The sequence below is a fragment of the Acididesulfobacillus acetoxydans genome (assembly GCF_902729405.1).
In the GTDB taxonomy this organism is placed as follows: Bacteria; Bacillota; Desulfitobacteriia; order Desulfitobacteriales; family Desulfitobacteriaceae; genus Acididesulfobacillus; species Acididesulfobacillus acetoxydans.
Window position 1 is genome coordinate 4,334,716 of sequence record NZ_LR746496.1, and the last position, 18,451, is coordinate 4,353,166.

Genomic DNA, 18,451 nt, shown 5'->3' on the forward strand with positions numbered 1-18,451 from the left:
TTTCGGCTTCCGCACTCCCTGGCTCTGACCTCTCTTTGCGGTGTCACCCGACCGTTCCTTCCTTCGAAAGTTCACAGGCGCAGAATGTGCCTCAAGCCTGTTCCGCATAAGGGCTTGAGGCACCTCCCCCTCCTAGCAACATTCAAATGACCCGAAAGGAATTCCTAAGACAGTACTGACGATGCCGTCGATAACGAAGATCGTATGGGCCCAATCTGTATACAGACGAAAGAAGGCACTCAAGGTTAATCCCGTCAGTTCACAAATTTCTTTTACCGAAGGGGCCCCTCCTCTCTCCAAGTAAGATTTCCGCACAGCCGCCATCACTTTGCGATGCTCCGAAGTGATTACCGCTATTCCTTCTTTGTCAAGGATTTTAGTAATCATCTCATCCCAAATGTTTTCATCCTCAACGCAAACAGCTCCCAGTGAAAGATAATGTCGACGCACTGCAGAACCAAGGATAGAGAATCTGCTCATACTTTCCCCCCTTTCTCATCTGGGTCCCTAGATCTTTGTTCTTGCTATCCTAAAAATTGCAAGTTCCATACCAATAGAAAAGGAAACCCGGATTCCCTTTATTATCCGGGCTGTTGCTTGAAACAGTGCCTCGCGCCTGTCGATTATGGCGATTATATTCCCAACACTGTTTCTTTTTTACTCACCCTTATCGCCTTTCACTTAATTGGCATATGCCACTAACTAATTCTAGGCTCATTCCGAACCTATGTCAATAATTCAGATGGCAAACAATCCCTTAATCAGCAGCAGGGCCTAGCGCCCCTCTGCGACAATTTGTAATACATTTACCTTGACGTTTACGTCAACTGGTGTCAGAATATTCTTATCTGGTGCTGAGCAGCAATCGGCGCCCCTATGACACTCCACAACCGCAAAGCAGGCCCCAAAAAATCCGACAGGAAGATCCCCAGGATTAGCGCCGTAAGCATGGGCAGGAAGTTGTTCCGGTAAAGACGCTCCGGCACCTTAAAGGCGCGGGCAAAGACGACCCGGGTTAAAATGACGGCATAGGTGGAGAAACGCTGAGCGATAAAGTAAGCGGCCCAGCCAAAGATGAGCCAGCACTTTTCTTTAAGTGTCGCTTTGTGCCAGGTGGAGCCAATGAGCAGGATTCCCAAAGCGAGAATGTAGAGCTGATTGGGCTGATGAAAGCTGGGCGAAAGCCATTCACTGATGACGAGATTTGCCGGGGTGAGCTGGCGACTTAAAAAGTGAAGCAAGGCCAAGGGATCGGGTCGCACACAGAGGGCGGCCAGCGAGGCCAGGGCAAGGCCGGTGTACTCTTTGGCTTTTTTCCAGGCAAAGAGCATTTCCAGGCCGATGAGTCCCAACCAGAGGACGGCTGAGCCGTGCATGTTGTTCCAGAGAATGAGAACCGGCAGGAAAAGCCAGAGAGGACGTTTTGTCCCTTCTGCGCGGGCTTTTTCTATGGCCAGAAGTGCCCAGGCAAAGAAGAGGTAGGATACAAGTTGGGGTCTGGCCTGAGTTTCGGTAATCCAAGCAAACCCACTGAGAATCGCTACAAGAATGGCCACGGAGGTCGGCTGGAGGGTACGCGCATACCGCCAGAGACTGAATGTGAGTCCTTCCATGATTGCGACGGCAAAGAGGCGTATGCCGAACCAGCCGAAGTGGAGATAGACAAAAGCGGAGACGAGATCCCAGAGCCATTCTCCGTCTCCCCAGGGATGTCCCGGTGTCTTCCAGGTCCAGGTGTCGGTCAGTGGAATGCTATGCGTGCGCAGGATCTGGAGGCCATTTAAGGTGTGCCAGGATACATCGGTCTGCCAGCCGACAGTTCCCACGGCCCGGTAAAAGATAAGGCCCGTGGCAATGAGTGTGAGAATCCCTGCCGCCGCACGCAGAGCCTGCGCTTGTTTTTCTGTGACCGGTATGCGCATCCCATCTAGGGATTTGAGCATGTCTTCACCTTCTTTCTTTTGTTTGGTTCTTTGTTTTTGGCGCAAAAAAAATAAGCCTCTACTCTTAGAGGCTCAACTCCGCACCCTGCTTTGGCACGAAGCGGATCGGGCGTTCCACCGACGGCACGCGTCGGAGATGATCCGGCTCGGGGACCCAGGGGAAAGGAGGTCCAACCTAATTCCCTTTTCTAAGATTATTTTACTGCGAATTTCGGCCTCTGTCAACCGTTTATGGCCGCATTTCACGATGCAGCGGTCGCTATAATCGTTTTTATGATATTTTCTCTAAATACCTAAAGCTAACGACCGTTTCATTTGTTTTCCGTTGCTTCTGTTGTTTAGCCGGGCCGGTACAAAATCGAACATCCGCGCGTCGATCATGTCCAGGTGGTGCAAAAGTTCCGCCTCCTTGAACATGGGCCGCTTCGGACTGCCCCACTCGGGGATCTCATGGTGCGAGAGGATCATGTGCTGCAAGAGCAACTTCTTTTCCGCATCCAGGCTGCTTAGATGCTCCAGCTCGATGAGGCCCAGGGGGATGTGCCCCAGCATTTCCCCCTCAAGGGTGTACTCTGTGCCCAGGCCGGTTGCGTCTGTGCTGAGTTCGTGGACCTTGCCGATGTCGTGCAAGATGATTCCTGCGTACAGAAGATCCGTGTTGCACGGATAAACAGTCGTTAGCTTCTCAGCGGCAAGGAGCATGGTACTGATATGCTGCAAGAGGCCGCCTTGGTACGAGTGATGATATGTCTTGGCCGCCGGATGGCTCAGGAGTGGGTCTTTGTACTTTTGGAGCACCATTTGGATCGCCGCGTGCAGCTGTTCATCTCGGATGGCATTTGCAAAACGGCTAACCGTGGTCCACATCTCCTGCGCAGGAATCGGGGCCTTGGGGATTATTTTCTGCGGATCGTATCCGTCGGGCTTTTCTGCCTTGCGAAGTTTGTTGAGATTGAGTTGTTTCGTCCCTTTGTACTCCTGGACCAGCGCTTCGATTTTAACGATATCCCCCCGCTTCGGCCTATCCCCAAAGAGACATTTCTCAATGTCCCAGACTTTGGCGTTGATTTGGCCGCTGATATCGACCAGGATGAGATCAAGGTATTTTTTCTTGGCCTCGCGGGTTTCCTTTTCCGCTATGTCTTTAACGGCAAAAAAACCGGTAATGTGTTGTTGATCTGTTTGCAGGTCCTTAATCATTTGTGCTTCCTTTCTCCAGCAATCCCGGAAGAACCAGTTGGCGGCAGTCCGGACCAACCTCGAAGGGCAATGTTTTATCCGCTATCACAGTTTTTTGGACATTCCACTCAGCTGAGTTTTTCGCAAGCACTATCAGGCTTTTTTCCATGCTGTTCGGGACTAACGGATTGAGCCAAAACAGAAGACTTGTTTGGAGCGTGCCTCCGGCATACAGGGCTGCGGCTATCATGTCTATGTCTCCACTTCTCGGCCAGTAACTGTAGTAGGAAATGACGGCTTGTTTTTCGGAATCGACGGAACATCCACCGCTCAAGAGATCGGTCGGCGCTATTTCTTCCATGAAAAAATCCCGCATGATCACAAGTGGATCTTGTTTTCCCACAAGTATTCTTAGGGGAGTGTGCCACTGGGTTGCGCCTAGCAGTGTTGTCCGCATTTGTCTCAGATACTCCGCATACAAGTCCGCACATATCTTTGCTTTAAGGTTCTGGAGCCGTACGGGATCATCTTCTTTCTCCCGGACCGCAGTTAAGCATTCTTCGAGTTTTTGTACGGCATCGTCAAGGGCTATCCACATCGAGAATGGAAAAAACTCTACGTTTAGGGTACTGCCGGGAATCCGTTTGAGCTGTGCCGCTACTTGTTTGGATGCGTCCCATGCCGCGCGGTTCGGCCACCAGCAGAGTTCTTTTTCCGCACTGAGTTTCGTTTCCCATTTTCTTACCGTGGAACGCTTTTTGCTGTATTTGTCCGATAGACACGCGGCGACGATGAGGTCTCCCTTCTCCCATATGGCAACTGTGCGAGGAATCTTTCGCCCCTGCTTTTTGGCCGGAAAGATATACCATCGGAGTTCGGCAAAATCCTCCATTACATCTTCGAGATTAGCGGTCGTCTTCTCTTTGTCTAGTGTTGCGAGCAAAGCTTTCCAGCTACCACAACGCATCTGTTCTGCCAGCAGAGTGAAAGCTACGAAGGTGCCTTGCAGGTGGTCCATGATGAGAGCAAACGATTTTGTTGTACCCCCCCCACTTTGACGCTGGTACTTAACGGAATATTGTTCGCTTTCGCTGAATGAGTCCATGTGTATAAATCCGCCTTTCTGCGAAAGGCACCGATGGGGTTATGAAACAAAAACCCATCATCCTTTCACTCTTTTTGTGCTATCCTCCTCTTGTAGGTCGCTGGTATACTACAGAACCCGAGGAGGTGAGTGGCGGGGCTGTATAGCGGCAACCCCGTATGTGTATATGGTGTCGGTCATCCGTTAAGGCATCAATGAATGGCGCAAAACAGTAGCCCGTAAACTTATCTCTTCCGAAGTTGACTCGATTTCGCCGGATGACCAGTCCCTGCCATCCCTACAAGTATTTTTGCTGGAGGTACTTCTTTTGTTCAAAATCTTTCGTAAAAACTGCTGTGGACTTAATGTCCACAAAACCTGGATCTATGCCTGCATCGGTATTACTGATACAAATGGCCGTACTGAGTATAAGCAAGCTCGCTTCTCTTCCTTTTCCAAGGGCCTTAGAGAGTTGGCTGATTGGCTTGCGAAATTCTCCTGTATCGAAGTTTGTATGGAATCTGCCGGCAAGTTTTGGATTCTCGTATTCAACATCCTTGAAAAAACCTGTTTTGTTACCCTGGCACATCCCAAGTACACAAAACCTCAAAAAGGAAACAAAACGGATCGCAAAGATACCAAATGGATCTGTGACCTCTTTATGTGCGATATGATCAAACCCAGCTTTATCCCTTCTCCTGTAATCAGGCATCTCCGTGACCTGATGCGTTACCGCTTCAAGATCACAAATATGCTGACTGGCGAGAAGAACCGTGCCCAGAACTGCCTGACTGTTTCCAACTTAAAGCTTGATGATGTCTTCAGTGATGTCTTTGGAAAGTCTGCCAGATCTATCACTACCTACATACTTGACCATCCCGGTGAACCCTTTGATGTCGCTCCCTTTGTCAATGGACGCTGCAAAACCCCTATCGAAGAGATCCAGGATGCCGTTGATGGTGCGATTTCTCCCGAGCAGGCTGTCAAGCTGCGTCAATGTCTCGCACACATTGATGAACTTGAAAACCACAAAAGGGAAATCGAGCAGGAAATACTTTTACTTGTACAACCTTTTTCAGCCATTCTAGATTTACTTCGTACCATTCCCGGGCTCAATTCCAATCCGATGACTGCCATTGCCATTCTCTCTGAGATTGGTCCGGACATGTCCGTGTTTCCGTCATCTAAGAATCTTGTTTCCTGGGCTGGATGCTGTCCACGCAATGATCAAAGTGGAGGAAAAGTAAAATCCACCCGTATATCTCGTGCCGGCTGTTATTTGAAACCTCTTCTTGTTCAGGTTGCAAATGCACTTCTCAAGTCTAAGAAACACCCTGAATTCAAAGAGAAGTATCACAGAATCAAGACCCGCCGGGGTCACAAAAAGGCTATCATCGCTGTCTGCAAGATGCTCTTGACCGCTATCTGGAATATCTTGAATAAGCTGGAGCCATATACCCCCGAAGGCTTTCTGGAGCACCGCCCTGTCAATGAATCTAAGGTTCTTACAAAGGCGCAGGCTCTGGAACTTCTCAGGAAAAGAGGTTACACAATAACAGACGAATCTCCCGTAATCGTTTAATCCTAAAACTCCCAATGTTATTTTTTGCCATCCACAAAATGTGAATGGTTTGTTTGCTGTACGCTTTTTACTCCCTAGCCACTACCTCTTTGTTTCAAACTTTTTCCTCTTCCTTTCTTTTGCCTCATGGTATGCGCGTGCCCCTTTTCGGCTGAAAAAGGGTAAACGAAAGGAAGCCACCTTGAATTAAGCGGCTTCCATGTGTTTCCATTGATTTGGGGTAGGCTTCGCCCCCCTTGTTTAAGTCTATTTTATCGCGATTTCGGGCGATTTACAAGGCTCTTTCCGGGGGGATTGCGAAAAATATTTTTGGGGCAGTGCTCTTGGGACGCGCTCCCGGCCCCGGAATGAATCCCGGGATTTCCCCGCGCGCGTTCTATAGCATACCACAAACTTGCTCTTTGTCCTAGCTTTTCCAACGACTGGCTGCCGGTATCGCCTATCGGTTTGAACGAGTGTTTGTTTTGCGTTCCTTGCCTCCTGTTGCATAACGGCTTGATTTTGCGGTATAATATGGGCAAAGAGAACGCGAGATACGGTCAATATCCCGCGTCTCCCCGTACAACGAAACCGCAGGATGTGCGGCCTATAGGTGGCACTAAAAGCAAAGTAGCTTCCGTGCAAGGGATGGGCTACTTTTGCTTTTCTCTAAAGTCTTTAGCAAATTTGAGTATGGACAAGACCAACGCCGCAAACGATATTGCGAGCGTCAGCACTTGATATACGCTCATTGCTTAGCACCCCCTATCCTCTCAAGTTACCTTGGAAGATGAGGGGCACTATCCAGGGAGAAAAGCCGCCCACCCTGCACCTATTTCGCTGTACTTGTCTCTATTTTACCATATTTAGCCGTATTTTGCCAATGAGAAACGTCCTTCTCACGCGATTGCGTCGGGAGGACGTTTTCCGTTTTCTTGTGCAGCATTGAACTTCTCCACGACTGGAATCGCGGGATTTAGATACCTTGCAACCCCATCCGCTTCAATCAAAGCTATTCCGTCCTGCTAAATCGGGTGCCTTCGCTATCCGGACGATCGCATCTGAATTAAAACTTGAGGAGGTAAAGGTTATGCCTGAGCCATCTATACCTGAAGAGTCGTCCGAGAAGCGGCTCTTAGAGAAGTTTTTGGTGAGCACGGGCTTTTATGATTTGCTCCCATTGGCTTTGGAGGTAGCCCGGCGTTTTGGCTATGATCCCAGCGAAATGATCGAAGCCGTCTGCAAAGTCAGCGACAAGTTCTCCCAGTATCTCCCCGTTCAAAACAGAACGGCCTGGTTCCAGAAGGTTTTTGAGGAAAAGCTCCGGGAAGCCAAAGGAGACATCTTGACCTTTAATGCGCAGCAACGCTTTTCTGCAAGCCGAAAAACTCCAAAAGACCTGACAGACTGACAGGCTGATGGACAGAGACCCTTGTCCATTTCGAGCTTCAAGCGCCATCGCCAGTGGCGGTGCTTCCAAACAAAGCGTGGATTTATCGCCATTGGCGACAATTTTAAACCTGGCAAACTACCGCCAGTGGCGGTGACACAAACCCCATAGCTCTGTGCCAGTGGCGGTGATTAGTCTGCCGCCAAGGAGCGTACACCGCTACAATGAGACCTCCTGCGGCTCTCCGACTAGGAGCAGGTTATAGGGAAACCGCATGCCGCAGGAAGAGTCAGCGCCGTCATAGTACCTGGATATGCCAGGGAAGGACGACACCGATGAGCGCTTCGACGGAGCAGTAGACGGGCCAGGTCAAACTGCAACAGGGAAAAAAACCAGAACCTGCAAGCAGGTACCGGACTATCGTGACCAGAAGGCGGACAGAGAAGGGTGAGAACATTAACTCAAGCTCTTTGAGTCTGTCCGCTAGGGGATAGCATCGGGGCCGCCAGATGCGAATCTGGCATCCCGTGAGGGGTGCCTCTACCCACTTAGGACCTTATGGTTGGTTGTTGCCAATAAACCAGCCATAAGCCCTGAGCTAAACCCAAGAAGATCATATTGGCTAACGCTGCAATATGGGCCAGGCCGTAATTACGGAAGGATGGAGCGATTCCTAGCAGCGGCATAAAAAGGCCGACGCCCAGGAAAGTGAAAGCCTGGGCAGCAATGATTCCCTTGAGCCAGGCCCAATCTTTTCCGGTCCACCGCAAAATCAACCAAGTCAACGTAGCGGTTCCGAAACTTAAAGCGGTGGTTGCCACCAGGCCGATAAAAATCCCGGATGGTGTATGGACCAAATTATTCCGCAAAAAGATTTCCGCCGCGACAGCCCCTGCGGTGAAAGGGCTGATACCAAGGACATAGAAGAGCAGGCTGAATCCGTTGATTACCGCAGCGCCGATCAGACTGCCGATAAAAATGCCTACGATAGAATCGCGCATCAATTTTACCTCCAGTTTATTTTGACGAGAAAACGCCAACTGTTTCACATTATAGTATCTCCGAACAAGCGAATTTTTATTTGTTTCTTTAATTGAAATCGACGAAATGCCCAATTAAAGTTACCCGCGATTGACTGGATCATAGCGGCAATTGTGGCTTACCTTGTGGTCAACGGTCTAATCCCAAGAGTCAGCAACAATAGTGTATACAATCGCTATCGCCATACGCTAACGATGTTTGGCGTTACCGGAGGCTGGATTATCCACCACGAAGCCTTCTGCCATCAGGTGCAATGCTCGTTCATTCGGCGCAATCCAGACAAACTGGCTGGGTCCGTTTCAACGGTGTGCCGTTGCCGGATGATACGATATAACGCCAGACTTTGTGAATCATCTCTATAGTACGACAAAATTAGCAGGGTTGGAGTAAAACTAACGCTCGTTGCGCGCGTTGTTTCCACACAATGCTAGGTAGTAATACCTAATCAAAAGTGGACAATAAGTGTATCACCTATCGAACTGTGTTTCCAAATCGCCGGGTGAAATCCCCGGACACGTAGAAGATTGGCTACGCAGAAAGACTAATACTCCGACATGCCCGATAAAAGTGAAAGTGATTCGTGGTATGAGAGCTCGGTGAAGACGGCGAAACATCGACCTGTCAAATGGCCGGTAAAGTAGTCGGGCCGCCACAAAACATCCATGCCGACTCACCAGGAACCTGCGTAGGTACGGCTCGAAAGTGCAAGGTATAGGAAACTATATCGCTCACCTAACAGTGAGATGGGAAATGGTCAAGGTAATTCGAACTGCCAAGACTAACGCTCTCCAACAACTGGAAGCGTGCCTCACCCCCCAATCATGGGCAAAGGCTGAACCACGGGTCATAGTAGGCGGCTAAAGATGTATGAAAGGCTAGGAAACACGGAACAGCGGACCCCTGCAAGATGGAACCCTTACAAGGGTTATGAAATCTAATCCGCAGGAAATGGCGGATCAATGCAGGGCTCGTCAGCCCATAGTAGTGATGAAACAGGGTAATGCCTGTGGAGTGAAGGGGCATAGTCAAGTAATTAATGATGAAAGACTGAATCGGACTGGGAAGCCGTTGTGCACTCCTGGTTAAACCCACAAAATCTTTCCAAAAAGGAGGATACTTGTGGTACAACAATCAGTCTACCTGAATAGGGAAAGATCAAGTCAAAGTCGTTAATTACTCGATGGAGCGCCGTATGCGATGAAAGTTGCACGTACGGTGCGAACCGGGGGAAAAGGAACCCAAACAGGTAATGCTGAGGGGTAACTTACCTATCGGATTAAAAGGACGCTAACCCCCACCGAACCGGAAAGCCGGAGGATGGGGGGTGCGTCGTACGGTTTTCACGGCAACTTGCGCTCCTCGATAGCGTGTGGGGTGAGTTCCAGTTGGTACCCCAGCCTTTTCTTCATGGCATATTCTTTCACTTTGTCCTTGTGTCGCCAGATGTACCAAGGGGACATGAGGGAGAAGATGCTATTCGCGATTGTAGTGTAGTGCTCCGGGTTATTCTCATCGCCCTGCCCCACAATATCGACTTTGTAGAGCTTTTGAACTTCTGGGGAACGCATGACGTTGTCGTAAACCCATTTGTGGGTATGCACTTTAATCTTTTTTCCTTTGGCTTTATGGAAAGCACTTTCCAGCCCTTTGATGAACTCGGCTTCGACAGTTTTTCGTGGATTTAGGCATCCGTTAAAAAATGGATGCCTTTATTCATGCGGGTTTCAGGGCTTATCCACAGGCAAAAACAGTGAAAATGTGTAGGCACACGGTTATGTGGATAAGCCGTGGATATCCCTTATTAATACTTGAAGGTATGTCTGACTTGTGGTAAAATGTAGGCATGTATATACGTGTGACGTCTCGTAAGAACAAAGATAATAGTGTGGTTAAGTACGTTCAGTTAGCTCATAACGTTCGTAATCCGAAAACCGGCTCTCCGCAGGCGAATGTCCTTTTTAATTTCGGACGCTTGGATCGGTTGGATATGGAGTCCCTTCGCCGGCTGGAACGCAGTATCCGGCGTTTCCTTGGGGAACCGCTCGATCCGGTGGAGGCCCCGAAACCGGAGTTCCTCTCCTGTCGCCCGCTGGGCGGTGCCTGGTTTCTGGATCAGCTCTGGCGGAAACTCGGAATCGATAGCATTTTGAAGCGCCGCTTGAAAGAGCGCGAGTATCGCACGGAGGTGGAACGCGCTCTGTTCGCGATGGTGGCTAACCGGGCTTTGGCACCTTTGAGCAAGCTGCAATTGGAGAAATGGGTGCCCGAAAAGGTAGTCATTCCCGGCCTTGCGAACGTGGAGGTTCAGCACTGCTATCGCGCGATGGATTTCCTCTTGGAATCCCAGGAAGACGTTGAGCGAGAGGTGTTTTATGCCGTAGCGGACTTGTTCTATCTTGAAGTCGATCTCCTGTTCTTCGATACCACCTCGACTTACTTTGAAATGGACGCGTGGGACGATGAGGAACAGGACTTAAAGGCGCTGGGTCACTCAAAGGACAGCCGGCCCGATTTGCCCCAAATTGTGATCGGCCTGGCGGTCACACGGGACGGGATCCCGATTCGCTCTTGGGTCTGGCCCGGCAATACCTCCGATATGTCGGTTATCCCGGAAGTCAAGCGGGATCTGGCGGGTTGGAAGTTGGGGCGGGTCGTGAGTGTGATGGATAGGGGTTTTTCCTCCGAGGAGAACTTGCGGATTCTGCAAAGGACCGGGGGCCACTACATCGCTGGAGAACGTCTTAGAGCCGGTAAGCCCGAAGTCGAGGAGGCCCTCTCCCATCCCGGAAGGTTTCGCACGCTTCAAGAGAATCTGGAGGCGAAAGAAGTCGTTGTCGGCCACGGAGAGGCCCGCATCCGCTACGTTCTGGTCCGTAACCCTGCGGAAGCCAAGCGTGATGCCCATACCCGCGCCAAGCACCTGGAGAAGCTGAAGCAGAAGCTCGCGAAGCTGAAGGAGCTGGACGGAGAAGCGCACACCAAAGCACACTGTGCCCTCTACAGCCATATCGTCTACAAGCGATATTTGCAAATCGATGCTAAAGGCAACCTTAGGATTAACCAGAAAGCGGTCAAAGCCGCGGAAAGGCTGGACGGGAAATACCTTATCCGCACCTCGGATGACACCCTCTCCATAGAGGATATCACCTTGGGCTTCAAACAGCTTTGGGAAGTGGAGCGGGCTTTTCGCACGCTCAAAACGACTCTGGAGCTACGGCCTGTTTACCACCGAAAAGACGATCGGATCTGTGCCCATGTCCTGCTGTGTTGGCTGGCTTTGCTCCTGGTACGCCTGGCAGAAGTAGAGACTCAACAAACCTGGGCCAACCTTCGTTTCGAACTGGGGAAAATTTATCTCGTCGAGTGGGAATCGACGGACGGGAAAGTCTTTCAAAGGACAGAATTAACCCAAGAGCAAACGGGTATTTTTTCAGCACTCAAATTGCCGGAACCCCCGAGAATATGGGATATTTCGCTTCCCAAGGGACAAAAAGTGTAGGTACACGGTACGTTATCCACAAGTGCCTGAAGCCCAGATGCCATAAGGGTTTGAGGCACTTCCCGTGTCTACGGACTGTCGAAAGCGAGATTAAGCACCAGGGGTCACTTAGTTGCAGCCCGCTCGGCCCGCGCGTCGATCTACATTGTCGGATAGTACAAGTAAACAAAGGCAGGATGTAGTTCGCATCATGAACTGAGCGAAGCCACTACATTTCGTTTGAAGGCGTATCCGGGAAGCCACAAGTGCCTGAAGCCCAGATGCCATAAGGATTTGAGGCCGTGTAATCATTAAAAGGATAGGATATTTGTTAAAGATATTCCGTCAGATAGTCCCCTGGCTAGGAATAGCTCTTTGCATGTGCGCCATAAATAAGCGTAATCCCGCCAGCTACCACCAACATCCCCAAAATCTGAGCCATATTGATCCTTTCGTGTAACCACCAGGCACTCGTAACCATGGCTATAATCGGTGTGATTAAATGAACAACCCGGACCAACCAAGTTGGCAATCCCTCCAACGAACGATAATAACACCGGTACTGGATGACCTGAAAAATAATGCTCGTGAACACCAACACCCAAATTAACATGCCAGCCCGCGGAAATGCTCCTAACTCCCCCGTCCACGCGGCCCCGCTTAGGAAGAGAATAAGAGACATACCAGAATTAAAATAGGCCACTATCATATTTTCTACCTGACCCAACCTATGTTTAATGATCTCAGCATTAACTGCCACTAAAAAAGCACTGCCAAGAAATAAGATGTTGCCGCCGGAGCCAAGGCGAAATCTTTGCCAGGAGATTTGTAAAACCAGAGTAACACCCACGAGCATGGTCCCCATACCTGCCCACTCCAAACGACGCAACTTTTGCTTCCACAAAAGGTAGCCAATTATGAGACTGAACAGCAAATCACCCCGCAACAGGATGGCGGCATTGACGGGTGAACTAAGATCTAGCCCCCAATTCTGCAACAACCTCAAGGTAGTACCCAAGACACCCACTAAATACAGCTCTGGATAACGCTTACCGGCTGACAAAACCTGTCGGCCTTCTCGTCGCACTAACAGAATAGCTAGAAGCGTAAGATGCGTTCCACCCAGTACGATCAACATGAACAGGATAACCGACATTCCAGAGAAGCAGATCTTCGCTAGGCTGAGTAAAACTCCCACCAGAGTTGCGGAAACAATTCCGTTAATCATCGCAGTTTTCATGTCCCTCTCTGAGCCATGATTCTTCCGGCCACGAGGTTACCGCCATACATTAATTGTGCCAAGGTTAATACCAGCGCAGCTTTAGCTGTCGGGCCCCACTTTATCATTATAAACGGAATACTCCCTTGCTTTGCACCTGGATGCGATTATACGTTTAGTATAGCACAAAAGCCCGCGAAGTTGCCCGGGGAATGCGCTGAAAAGGCGTTTGAGCCAGCCCTCGTTGATGACAGTGACAGGGTGGGTACGCGCTCAAGCACTATAATCATTTAAACCCTGCGCTTTCAAGCCCGATATTTCTCCAACGTTTAAGGTGGATAAGAAGGATGTCATGACAAGTCTTTTAGGCTTGTTAAAGGTACCATCCGAACGCTCCTCTTTGTAAATATTTAGGATACATCGGGCAAACACTTTAAAAATGTTAATATGGAAGAAAGAACCATGACGGCCTCTTAAAAGAACATGTTAGCTGGATTCGGTTTGAGTTGTATATACGGTAGCGGTTTAGTACAACGTAATATGAGCCTTACCTGTTGCCGGTCACCGTATTCTGGACTGGAAGTCAGTTTTCGCAATCACTTTATTCTCGACGGAAAGTGTTCTGGTTTCCCCGGAAAAGCTTGAAGAGGGTTGGAATTGACTGACTGACTAATTTTCAATCCAAAATAAATTGACTCTTTTAATCCAGAATAAAGAGACTGATAACACCTTACCCTGTACTAATTATTGACGTTATAACGCTTAACTTTGTTGTACAGTGTACCCAAAGAAATATTTAAAGCCCTGGCTGCCCGTCTTTTGCCTTCCAAGGTTGTCCCATAGCGACTGAGCGCACTGCGCACGAGAAGTTCCTCCATGCGATTCAAGGGCATGACATCAGGATTTTGCAAAAATTGATCCACCCCCTGACCGATCGACTCGGCGAGATGCCTGCGCCCAATGAAAGATTCTGCCGTTAAAATCATCGCCCGCATCAGAGATTGCCGTAGCTCGGCAAAATATGCCCGTCTCTTGAAACACTGCGAGACACTATGCGCTTTTTCTCGGCACGCTCTCCCGGACAAAAACTTAACCGGAGCTCGCGCTCCGGTTAAGTTTCCAAAAGGAACTGGACCATAAAGGCTATTTCACTCTCGGGGACGGATAGGTTAAACGTCTCTTCCAAGAGGCGCAAAGAGTGTACCACCCCGGTCCAGGCCCGGGGATGTCGGTTCCGTATTTCGTCTTGGCCCGGCCAGGACGGACTTTCCTCGCCCACCTGCAGCCGTTCCACCAAAACAGCTCAAATGTACGACCAGATTGATGACATGATGCGGTTTGAGGGTGATGTGCAAGTCCTTTCCCATATCCCGCACAATCTGTTGGGTTATTTTCAAGATTTGTCCCGGATTGAGGAAGCGCAAGTATTGCCCCAAGAGCTGCTCCAGCTCCTGAGGGCTGGGCCCTAAGTCCGCATCCACGGCAGGCAAGTGCAGAAGGTTGAGCAGCCGCTGGCGCCCTTGACCCAGAAACCATTCCTCCAAAGAAATGAACGACACTCCCGACCAATTCAGATCTATGCGGCCGATCACGACGAGCGGCTTGCCTTTGATTTTGAGAGATTTCAGGCGGGTACCGGGTTCAGTGACTGCAAGCCAGCGGCCCCTCCTCAACAAATCCGTTCAGCAGTGCCACTGTTTCTTCTCGTCCACGAAGGAAATCGATCACAAGAGTGTGTCCAAGGGAAAATCGTTACTGCGCAAACATTTCCCTCCTCCAAGCCTCCGTTTCTTCCCGCAGCTGACGCACCCAAGCGTAAGTGTCTTCACGGCTGGCAAAACCGGGGTAGTCTTTTTCCTCAAAGATGTAGGCTGTTGACAGCAAAGCCTTCTTTTGTTTCAGCCGAAGTAGTTCTTCCTCGGTCGCTTCGATCACAAATTTGCTGCGTTTTCCGGGCCCAACCCGTTTATCCAGTTCTGCCAACAGTTCCACCGGCATTCGGATGGGGGTCATTTTCGTGTTTTCCATAACGCAATCTCCCTTTGTATATACCTTTAATATCATTATATCGTATATGCCTGCCAGATCATAGTTTACACTGGTTACGCCAAAATCCGGTTCCGTCTGAAACGGCCCGAATAGGTAGACGGTGGCCCCGCTTGATCCCCATCCGCGAAAACCAAAGCCAACACGAACCGCCCGGGCTAATTCAGGGCCGTGAGAATCTCGCTTCGGGTCACCGTCACCGTTTTGGTTCCCTCCACACGTCCTTTGGGCTCTATAAAGAAAAGCTAATCCGTGAAAAAGAGGCTTCCCGCAAGTTCAGTGAACTCGTGAGAAACCTCTAAATTTAGTGTGTACCCCTATTGGGTGCTAATTCTTTTATCAGGAAATGTTACCTTTTCGTTACCCGATGGCGTTTCCGGGGGTAGACAAACTCCGAAAGCCGCTTGTATCAAGGGTTTCAAGGCTCTTCTTACATCATGCCGCCCATGTTACACTAAGCAGTAACATCTTTAACGCCAGTGCCCAAGGGTGCGTAAAATCAGGGTTTTCGGGCTCAGGTGGTGTAACATCTTTAACGCGAAGTTACGGTTTTTACTTACTTGCGTGGTCAAAATGTGGTCAACGCTCCCTGCCCACAGTGGACAGAATCACACGCTCCCCGCATGACTGAGGGCTTTGTTCTTCTCATTTCCCTTCTTCTGCCAATTCCTCATCCGTGACATCTTTCGTGCCACCGCCAAAATATTCGCCACGTGACTCCAGCCAGTCGATGAAGTCGTCGAGCCACTGATCATGGCTCAGGTCGGTTTCCACGCAGCCACACTTCTTCCAGAGGCACGTCGAGCACCACTGCCAGCTTCGCAAGAAGTGCAATACTGCCCGGCTTCCCGCGCTCCAGATCGCAGATGTGATTCGCGGTTGTCCCGACCAGTTTAGCCAGTTCTGCCTGGGAGAGGCCCTTTTCCTCACGTAGTTGTGCCAATAATTGACCGACGCTGTCCATAAGTTTCCTAGATTCCTTCCCCGGTGTTCCATTATCGCCCGCGCAGAATCCACTGGGCATGAGTCACGAGGACCGCGCCATATGCCAACACCGCAATACCCAGCAGCCGAGAAACCAGTGCGTGCGGCCTGTTTCCTATCCGCCACAGCAGGACCCCCAGGAGGACCGGCAGTGCCAGCTTGACCGCCATGAACGCGACGGCGTTTTACCATCGCATCATAATAGGATTGGCCTCCTCAATTGCGCCAAGACGAAGCCCCCAGAGCGTTAGCGCACCGTCAAGAAGAGTGAGAACGGCCAGGGCTGCTAGGAATAGCAGGGATTTTCTGTTGTGGGGTGGAGAGAAGCCCATATTACTACTGTCCCCTCTATAAGAACTTTCGTCAAATTCTCACCGGGTCGGACTAATTTCAGCCCGTTTTGTTAACTTTTAAATGTTCACTGAATGGTTCACTGAACATTTACGTAAAAACTGAGCATAGGAGTGATAAGGTGAATGATTAGGCATTGTATAAAAGCCGCCTTTATCCCTGCTTCCAAGTCATATTGGAAGATTTCGTGGTCTTTATGTTTTCTACCGGGCATCAGGACTTCGGAGTAGAGTAATGTTGCACTAGCTGCAATTTGAGTTTCTGCGTTTCTTTCCACTTTTCGAAGATGTTTGGACTCAAGAGCCTAATGCACTTTGACCTGACCAGCGGAAGTCCATCCTAATCGTCCGAAATATGTATACGTCTCTCTAACACCTCGCCTTAGCAAACTTCGCTTACGGGTCTTTCTAAGATCCTGTCTTGCAGATAGCATCTGAGTTCAGAGATCGGCAACGACAAGAAGGCTTGCGCGCACTCCGGATCAAACTGCCCTCCGGATCCGCGTTCCACTTCCGCTAAAGCCTGGTCGATGCTCAAAGCCCGACGATAAACTCGATGAGACGTCATGGCATCAAAGGTATCTGCAACGGCCAAGACCCGCGCCTCCAGACAGATGTTCTCGCCGACCAGTCCTTGGGGATACCCGTGACCATCCCAACGTTCGTGGTGCTGGAGCACCGCTTCAGCAATTCCAGCCTGCATATAGGCGGGCACTTCCCGAACAATATCATAACCGTAACGCGAATGGTTTTGCATCTCCAGCCACTCCGCCTCCGTTAACGCCCCGGATTTTTTGAGAATGTTCTCCGGGACGCCGATTTTGCCAACATCGTGCAAAAGTCCGGCCCGTACAATATTTTCGCGCTTAACCGGGTTAAGATTCATTTTCTGAGCAAGTAGCCGGGCATAAATGGCAACTCGTTCCGAATGATATTTCGTGTAGGGATCCCTCGTTTCCAAGGCTGTCACCAACGATAAGATGAGATCCCGTGACATTTTTTCCGCCTGTCCCGCCAAGACGCGAAAAGCTGCTGCCGCCTCCCCGATTTCATCTCGTCGTTCCGGTAAGGGAGGCAAATCCTGTACACTGTACCCTTCACTCAAAGCGCGAATCTGGGCCATTAGCTTGTGCACCGGGTATAGAAGCGAACCAATATACCAAAGTGCCAGGATTAAGGCGGCCAAAAGAATCGCGCCTGTGATATAACTAATCTCTTTCGTAACCTCTCCCGCCATGGACTGCGCTGTTTGGCGATCGCTTGCTATAATCAACGTCCAGCCAAGTTCAGACATAGTACGTACCGAAACTAACTGAGTTTGTTTAAGTACTTGCACAAAATTTTGACTGAACATTTCTGGTTCACCCGCATAGGTTTTGGGTTTTAACAGAAACTGATTCTTTGGATCCACGAGCCAGACGTGGGTTTTGGGCGGCAAAGAGAGTGTATTTCTCAGTTCATCACGCAAAAAGCCTGCTGGCAGGCGCGCCGTCAGCACACCCTTTGCTCGTCCAAGAGAATCACGCACAATGGCAGTAAAGCGGAGTCCCTCGCCCTTTTGACTTGCGGTCTCTTGCGCATTGACAGCCACCCCTCCCTTTTGGGTCAGGCCATTGTCAAACCAAGACTCCCCTTGGCCATTCACCAGCCTCAGTGGCACGGACGGGAGTGACGCCAGAAGTTTCCCGGATTGGGCATCCCAATACTCCAATTGGCTCCAGCCGTTCCCATCCTGGTACAGCGCTTCCAGTTGTGTCCGCCGGGCTTCCGGATCCGACCAATCCCCCTCCAAAACAGCCCCTAAAATCTTTTCTTTATGCATATCCAGGGAATGAGTGAGCAACAAACTCGCGTCTTCACCGACATTCACCAACTCCTGTTGTGCTTGCTGGCTCAAGATCATGCTCATCCGGTAATTCACCCAGATTCCTGCTACAACAACTGGGACAATTACCAACAGAAGCACCCCCAACAATAATTGCCTGCGGATGCCAAAGCGTAGGCAATGGCCCTTCACCACTTGACTTGTGATGGGGAATTTACGTTTCGACATTGCGCTCTCCTCCTTGATATAGGCAGGCATACGGCTTTTGGCCTGAACTCACGCTTCTCCCTAATCAATACGGTATACGAGTCGACGAAATCAGCCACACTCCCTCCCATTCCTCCCTTAATG

Annotated in this window: 17 protein-coding genes and 1 pseudogene; 3 read left to right on the plus strand and 15 right to left on the minus strand. The window is 50.0% G+C overall.

Going from position 1 to position 18,451, the window contains the following annotated elements; translation table 11 throughout:
* Positions 1-132: 132 nt before the first annotated feature.
* From MNU25_RS19225 to MNU25_RS19240, 4 genes are all read right to left on the minus strand, one after another.
* Entirely contained in the window at positions 133-480 is a 348-nt protein-coding gene (locus MNU25_RS19225) for a TusE/DsrC/DsvC family sulfur relay protein (RefSeq protein WP_240986543.1), read from the minus strand.
* A 353-nt stretch (positions 481-833) separates the two neighbouring features.
* A complete protein-coding gene (locus MNU25_RS19230) occupies positions 834-1,943 on the minus strand; it encodes a hypothetical protein (RefSeq protein WP_240986544.1) in 1,110 nt (369 codons plus the stop codon).
* A 285-nt stretch (positions 1,944-2,228) separates the two neighbouring features.
* Positions 2,229-3,143: a 3'-5' exoribonuclease YhaM family protein gene (locus MNU25_RS19235; protein ID WP_240986545.1), complete on the minus strand. Its 915-nt coding sequence runs from the start codon at positions 3,141-3,143 to the stop codon at positions 2,229-2,231.
* Positions 3,136-4,227 carry a hypothetical protein gene (locus MNU25_RS19240; RefSeq protein WP_240986546.1) on the minus strand — a complete coding sequence of 364 codons (1,092 nt, stop codon included), beginning with the start codon at positions 4,225-4,227 and terminating at the stop codon, positions 3,136-3,138. The genes MNU25_RS19235 and MNU25_RS19240 overlap by 8 nt, the downstream gene beginning before the upstream one ends.
* A gap of 307 nt (positions 4,228-4,534) precedes the next feature.
* On the opposite strand from MNU25_RS19240, the gene MNU25_RS19245 reads away from it, so the two are divergent.
* Positions 4,535-5,788 (plus strand): IS110 family RNA-guided transposase, encoded by a 1,254-nt coding sequence (locus MNU25_RS19245; protein ID WP_240986547.1) that lies wholly within the window; start codon positions 4,535-4,537, stop codon positions 5,786-5,788.
* Between the two features lie 632 nt (positions 5,789-6,420).
* Here MNU25_RS19245 and MNU25_RS20735 read toward each other — a convergent pair.
* Positions 6,421-6,519, minus strand: coding sequence for a putative holin-like toxin (locus tag MNU25_RS20735; protein WP_372503704.1), 99 nt, complete (start codon positions 6,517-6,519; stop codon positions 6,421-6,423).
* Between the two features lie 338 nt (positions 6,520-6,857).
* Between MNU25_RS20735 and MNU25_RS19250 the strand changes: the two genes are divergently transcribed.
* Positions 6,858-7,178, plus strand: coding sequence for a hypothetical protein (locus MNU25_RS19250; protein WP_240986548.1), 321 nt, complete (start codon positions 6,858-6,860; stop codon positions 7,176-7,178).
* A gap of 527 nt (positions 7,179-7,705) precedes the next feature.
* On the opposite strand, the gene MNU25_RS19255 is transcribed toward MNU25_RS19250, so the two are convergent.
* Positions 7,706-8,158, minus strand: coding sequence for a hypothetical protein (locus tag MNU25_RS19255; RefSeq protein WP_240986549.1), 453 nt, complete (start codon positions 8,156-8,158; stop codon positions 7,706-7,708).
* A 1,380-nt stretch (positions 8,159-9,538) separates the two neighbouring features.
* Positions 9,539-9,799, minus strand: a complete 261-nt coding sequence (locus MNU25_RS19260) for a hypothetical protein (protein ID WP_240986550.1) — start codon at positions 9,797-9,799, stop codon at positions 9,539-9,541.
* Positions 9,800-10,041: 242 nt separating this feature from the next.
* Here MNU25_RS19260 and MNU25_RS19265 point away from each other — a divergent pair, with 242 nt between their 5' ends.
* A complete protein-coding gene (locus MNU25_RS19265) occupies positions 10,042-11,697 on the plus strand; it encodes an IS1634 family transposase (protein ID WP_240986551.1) in 1,656 nt (551 codons plus the stop codon).
* 340 nt (positions 11,698-12,037) lie between these two features.
* Here MNU25_RS19265 and MNU25_RS19270 read toward each other — a convergent pair whose 3' ends face one another.
* The 8 genes and pseudogenes from MNU25_RS19270 to MNU25_RS19295 form a co-directional block, all read right to left on the minus strand.
* Positions 12,038-12,916, minus strand: a complete 879-nt coding sequence (locus tag MNU25_RS19270; protein ID WP_240984381.1) for a DMT family transporter — start codon at positions 12,914-12,916, stop codon at positions 12,038-12,040.
* 719 nt (positions 12,917-13,635) lie between these two features.
* Positions 13,636-13,806: a helix-turn-helix domain-containing protein gene (locus MNU25_RS19275; protein WP_240984365.1), complete on the minus strand. Its 171-nt coding sequence runs from the start codon at positions 13,804-13,806 to the stop codon at positions 13,636-13,638.
* Between the two features lie 200 nt (positions 13,807-14,006).
* The gene (locus MNU25_RS20740; protein WP_372503568.1) at positions 14,007-14,189 is read right to left on the minus strand and encodes a PRD domain-containing protein; all 183 of its coding nucleotides are present in this window, start codon (positions 14,187-14,189) and stop codon (positions 14,007-14,009) included.
* Positions 14,190-14,647: 458 nt separating this feature from the next.
* Positions 14,648-14,923, minus strand: coding sequence for a hypothetical protein (locus tag MNU25_RS19285; protein ID WP_240984363.1), 276 nt, complete (start codon positions 14,921-14,923; stop codon positions 14,648-14,650).
* Positions 14,924-15,586: 663 nt separating this feature from the next.
* The gene (locus MNU25_RS20230; protein ID WP_261487712.1) at positions 15,587-15,715 is read right to left on the minus strand and encodes a hypothetical protein; all 129 of its coding nucleotides are present in this window, start codon (positions 15,713-15,715) and stop codon (positions 15,587-15,589) included.
* Positions 15,693-15,905 carry a helix-turn-helix transcriptional regulator gene (locus tag MNU25_RS19290; RefSeq protein WP_240986552.1) on the minus strand — a complete coding sequence of 71 codons (213 nt, stop codon included), beginning with the start codon at positions 15,903-15,905 and terminating at the stop codon, positions 15,693-15,695. The genes MNU25_RS20230 and MNU25_RS19290 overlap by 23 nt, the downstream gene beginning before the upstream one ends.
* A 31-nt stretch (positions 15,906-15,936) precedes the next feature.
* Positions 15,937-16,257: pseudogene (locus MNU25_RS20745) on the minus strand (DUF5658 family protein).
* 400 nt (positions 16,258-16,657) lie between these two features.
* The gene (locus MNU25_RS19295) at positions 16,658-18,328 is read right to left on the minus strand and encodes an HD domain-containing phosphohydrolase (protein ID WP_240986553.1); all 1,671 of its coding nucleotides are present in this window, start codon (positions 18,326-18,328) and stop codon (positions 16,658-16,660) included.
* Between the last annotated feature and the right edge of the window lie 123 nt (positions 18,329-18,451).

Bases quoted from the DNA above. Each gene is read 5' to 3' on its own strand.
- MNU25_RS19225 (WP_240986543.1), bottom strand. From the start codon at position 480: ATGAGCAGATTCTCTATCCTTGGTTCTGCAGTGCGTCGACATTATCTT.
- MNU25_RS19230 (WP_240986544.1), bottom strand. From the start codon at position 1,943: ATGCTCAAATCCCTAGATGGGATGCGCATACCGGTCACAGAAAAACAA.
- MNU25_RS19235 (WP_240986545.1), bottom strand. From the start codon at position 3,143: ATGATTAAGGACCTGCAAACAGATCAACAACACATTACCGGTTTTTTT.
- MNU25_RS19240 (WP_240986546.1), bottom strand. From the start codon at position 4,227: ATGGACTCATTCAGCGAAAGCGAACAATATTCCGTTAAGTACCAGCGT.
- MNU25_RS20735 (WP_372503704.1), bottom strand. From the start codon at position 6,519: ATGAGCGTATATCAAGTGCTGACGCTCGCAATATCGTTTGCGGCGTTG.
- MNU25_RS19250 (WP_240986548.1), top strand. From the start codon at position 6,858: ATGCCTGAGCCATCTATACCTGAAGAGTCGTCCGAGAAGCGGCTCTTA.
- MNU25_RS19255 (WP_240986549.1), bottom strand. From the start codon at position 8,158: ATGCGCGATTCTATCGTAGGCATTTTTATCGGCAGTCTGATCGGCGCT.
- MNU25_RS19265 (WP_240986551.1), top strand. From the start codon at position 10,042: ATGTATATACGTGTGACGTCTCGTAAGAACAAAGATAATAGTGTGGTT.
- MNU25_RS19270 (WP_240984381.1), bottom strand. From the start codon at position 12,916: ATGAAAACTGCGATGATTAACGGAATTGTTTCCGCAACTCTGGTGGGA.
- MNU25_RS19285 (WP_240984363.1), bottom strand. From the start codon at position 14,923: ATGGAAAACACGAAAATGACCCCCATCCGAATGCCGGTGGAACTGTTG.
- MNU25_RS19290 (WP_240986552.1), bottom strand. From the start codon at position 15,905: ATGGACAGCGTCGGTCAATTATTGGCACAACTACGTGAGGAAAAGGGC.
- MNU25_RS19295 (WP_240986553.1), bottom strand. From the start codon at position 18,328: ATGTCGAAACGTAAATTCCCCATCACAAGTCAAGTGGTGAAGGGCCAT.